A 3,843-nucleotide genomic window follows, 5' to 3' on the forward strand; every position below is an offset into this window, starting at 1 on the left:
AATGGTCGATCGCTGGCGGTTCCTGACCAGACGATCGAGGAGTACGCTCCGGTAAGCGGCGAGTTCCTCAAGTGGATGGAGCAAATGGACGGCAAGCAGCCAGGCGATCCAGCCAAGGCGGCGGAAGCCATGATTCGGGTGGTGGAAAGCGACAATCCACCGCTGCGATTGGCGCTGGGTGCGGATGCAGTAAGCGCGATCGAGGCTAAGCTCAAATCCGTTCAGCAAGAGCTAGATGCGTGGAGAGACGTGTCAGTCAACACGGCGTTTGAGGGAGCAGAAGCCAGCACGATCGGCGGGTGAAGGCAGGGCAAACGCATCTAAATTTGATTTAGCTGGTGGGCGATCGGTTTGCGATGCTTCTACGAAGAATCGGCTTCTCTGGTTGCCCCATCACAGCTAGACAGCGTGAGCGAGTTGAAGGATAAACGGAGATTTACAGCGTATCTCGCCGTTGTGGGTAGATAGACTGCGAGTTGTCTTTATATCTACCTGAATTGTGGTAGATATAAAGAGTAGGTCTGTCTAACAAATCGTTATACAGCTTTGGTTACTGATAGGACATAACCTGAAGCTTTTGTGTGAGTATTTTGCTATGGGCTGGTATGCAATTGTCAATGAGTAAGTAGGTTTTTGCAGTGCTGCGATTGAGTGATGAAGTAAACCAGCAATTAGAGGTAACGGCACCTCTCATAGCTTTTTTTGGAACGCCTGAGAAAGAACAAATAGCGATTCTGCCAGTGTTAGAGGAGAGAAAATATGATTTTCCAGAGGGGGACTTGATAACAAGTAACGCTCTTGAAATTTTAGTGAATGGTTACAAAGCCTGCTTAAACTCAATCTTAATCCGTCTCATGACTATACAAGACGAATCAGTCAGCAAGAGCATCAAAGATTTGGTTGATCTTGTTGAGAGACTTCTGGAAACAACTCGTAAAATTTTAGAGGAACATTTCGAGGTCATTGGCAATGCCAATAGCCTCGGAGCGTCTGAGTGGGAAAGTCTTCGTCAACTTTCCTTAACTGCTCAAAGAAAATTAGAAATTCAGTTGGTAGTCAATACAAAAACTATGAAAGATTGTGTGGAATACTGGCTTCATTCTTAGCACTTGACGCTGTACAACAATTTGGGCGCAGCAGATTGACCGAATCTGGTTGGTTGAGATACAAAAGTATCGGCAGCCGCTAACCCGAATCGTTAGATATCTTCTCATTAGGAGTCATCATTTTGCCTCCCAATCTTGACATTTACTGTCTCACCAATCGCCGGGATGCTGACACTATAAACAGCTTCCTCGACTGTTATGTGGATCGCCCGCGGAGTGAGGATCGGAAGGACGAAGAGTTGATGATTCGTAAACTCGACGCCCCTGCTAATTCTGATGGGGAGCAAGATTACGAGTGGGAGCCAGCACTGACTCTTTCACACGCCGTGCGGAGGGGACTGGAATACCCGCGCCGCTCTTTCAATCTCTACCTCAAGGCCAAGCAGCAGGACCTCGATCAGGCGATCTTGGGCTTCACCACGGACGATCGACTCGTCCTCGGGCTCTCCATCGACGACGCAGAAGAGAGGCCGGAGAACCTGGAACGTGCTAAAGAGTTGCTATCCCTGCTGGCGGAAGAGTACGGATGCCACCGAGGACTGATTTTGGTGGAACAGCCTCCGCCTAATAGTGAAGAGATGTTTGTGCGGCAGCCAGATGATCCGCACAGCATTTGTCTATATTCTTAATGTCTTGCAAAGACAGTCTTGAGCGGCGAACCGCGGCATCTAACATAGATGCATCTGACCGCTATGTACCCGATCGCTATGTACCCGAACACGTCTGCCATACTCAAATGATCGCTCAGGGCGGCGGGTGATGACTAAGTTAGGCGGCAGTACGAACGGAGTCACGATGGCAAATACAGTATGTCGAACGATCTGTTGGACGCCTATTTGGAACAAGGACCGAGAGGGTGTAGGGCTGGAGCATCTCCTCCTAACTGAGTTCGTGTCCGACAGCATCGTGCTCGCGTTCGACGAGGAGCATGGTCCATTCCGGCTCACCTATCGCCTGACCTGGGACGAATCGTGGCGGCTCCGCGATGCAAATCTAGTCGCCACGACCGATCGCTCCACCAAATCGCTGAGTCTGCGAACGGACGGACAAGGACAATGGCAAGACGGTGACGGCCAGCCCAACGCCGAGCTTGATGGCTGCGTGGATGTCGATATCTGGCCAACCCCTTTCACTAACAGCTTCCCAATTCGCCGCGAGCCAATGGTTGTCGGTGAGCGTCGGCAGTTCCGCATGGCGTGGATCTCCGCGCCCAACCTGACGATTCACCCGCAACTGCAGGCCTATACGCGGCTGTCCGATCGGCTCTACCTCTTCGAGAATCTCAATGGTAGTGGCTTCACGGCGCAACTGCCCGTGGACGAAGATGGCATCGTGCTGGACTATCCAGGCTTGTTCCGGCGGGTGATAGATAGCAGGTAAGCGGTGGAAGAGTTACTTGAGCGACCAGGGGCATAGATGAGAATGTCGTGCCAACCGCCTAGCAAGCCTGCTGCAGCGAAATAAATTTAAGTGATTGCTAGCGTGCAAAGGTTTCCTGTATCCGGTGAGCAGGGTTGTTGGGCGGCATGTGCCGTAGACTTTCCCGCGTCAAAAATTGTGTCGTGATTATGCACTCAAAAATACCTGAACCTGTTCAATCTGTCCTGCAAGACTACTTGCTGCTGATAGAGAAAGAATTGCCAGGCTTTTTAATCGGCTTTTATCTTCACGGCTCGATCGCTCTGGAAGCCTTTAATGCGCATTGGAGCGACATTGATTTTATCGCTGTAATAAGCCGCAGGTGCAGGCCAGAGGACGTAGACCGCTTGAAAAACATTCACGAGCAGTTGGCGAGAAAATACCCACGTTCGGATTTATCAGGCAGTTATCTCCAATTGGAAGATTTGGGTCAATCTGGCGAAGTCATTACTCCGGCTCCCTGCTATCACGATGGAGTTCTGAACCCGATCGGTCATCCTGAGACAGGATTAGTCACCTGGTGGGTACTAAAAAATCGTGGCATTGCAGTAGTCGGAAATGAGCCTAGCAATTTGCCATTCACCGTAGATTGGGTAAATTTAATTACGGAAATGCATCAGAACCTTAATACTTACTGGAAAGACTTTACGTGCAAACCTAGGCGGATGTCGTGGCTGCTCACGGATTACGGAATTCAGTGGGCAGTGTTAGGCGTTCTACGGCTCTACTATACGTTTTGCCAACAGGATATTACGTCCAAGTCAGGGGCAGGTGAGTATGCGCTAAAACATTTGCCCACGCAATGGCACTGGATTATCCGCGATGCAATTAGTATTCGAAACCAGAGAAAAGCAACTTTTTATAAGTTGAGATTTATGCGGGCAGTGGAAGCAATCAGGTTTATCAGGTACGTAATCCAGGAATGTAACCACAATTTTTGAAATCGGAAGCCGCCCAACAAATCATTGCAGCGGAGCGCGACTCAGCTTACCTCTTGTAGAAAGTTGCTTGACCACGATCGCTGAATTCAGGCGTTACCCTTCTAGTTTGGTCTGTGGGAAAGTAGTTTAGAGGTTATTGTTAGCTAACTCGATGTTTTAGATGCGTTTGCTCTAGGGGAAGGCTGTAGAGCCGTTCGTTAGCGGTTGCTGACACAGCATCCGCTAACGGACTTGATCGATGTGATGGGAATGCGGTCCAGTTCTGGGGAACGTTAACCGAGGTTCTCTCCTAAGAGCGAAAAGCAGCGATCGTGCTGCTGGATTTAGGCGTGGGAGAGTAGGATTGATATAGAACGGGTGTTCTGCTAAGTTACAGG

The 3,843-nt window shown here is 49.8% G+C and carries 4 protein-coding genes and 1 pseudogene; all 5 read left to right on the plus strand.

Going from position 1 to position 3,843, the window contains the following annotated elements:
- A pseudogene (locus tag H6F43_RS00430) lies at positions 1 to 303 on the plus strand (short-chain dehydrogenase/reductase); the annotation flags it as partial.
- Positions 304 to 647: 344 nt separating this feature from the next.
- Positions 648 to 1,106, plus strand: a complete 459-nt coding sequence (locus H6F43_RS00435; RefSeq protein ID WP_190340070.1) for a hypothetical protein — start codon at positions 648 to 650, stop codon at positions 1,104 to 1,106.
- A 242-nt stretch (positions 1,107 to 1,348) separates the two neighbouring features.
- On the plus strand, positions 1,349 to 1,735 hold the full coding sequence (locus H6F43_RS00440) for a hypothetical protein (RefSeq protein WP_190340071.1): 387 nt from the start codon (positions 1,349 to 1,351) through the stop codon (positions 1,733 to 1,735).
- A 130-nt stretch (positions 1,736 to 1,865) separates the two neighbouring features.
- Entirely contained in the window at positions 1,866 to 2,486 is a 621-nt protein-coding gene (locus tag H6F43_RS00445; protein WP_242025209.1) for a putative glycolipid-binding domain-containing protein, read from the plus strand.
- Between the two features lie 188 nt (positions 2,487 to 2,674).
- On the plus strand, positions 2,675 to 3,466 hold the full coding sequence (locus H6F43_RS00450; protein WP_242025211.1) for an aminoglycoside adenylyltransferase domain-containing protein: 792 nt from the start codon (positions 2,675 to 2,677) through the stop codon (positions 3,464 to 3,466).
- The last annotated feature ends 377 nt before the right edge of the window (positions 3,467 to 3,843 follow it).

This window comes from Leptolyngbya sp. FACHB-36 (assembly GCF_014695955.1).
In the GTDB taxonomy this organism is placed as follows: domain Bacteria; phylum Cyanobacteriota; class Cyanobacteriia; order Leptolyngbyales; family Leptolyngbyaceae; genus FACHB-36.

Bases quoted from the DNA above. Each gene is read 5' to 3' on its own strand.
- H6F43_RS00440 (WP_190340071.1), top strand. From the start codon at position 1,349: ATGATTCGTAAACTCGACGCCCCTGCTAATTCTGATGGGGAGCAAGAT.
- H6F43_RS00445 (WP_242025209.1), top strand. From the start codon at position 1,866: ATGACTAAGTTAGGCGGCAGTACGAACGGAGTCACGATGGCAAATACA.
- H6F43_RS00450 (WP_242025211.1), top strand. From the start codon at position 2,675: ATGCACTCAAAAATACCTGAACCTGTTCAATCTGTCCTGCAAGACTAC.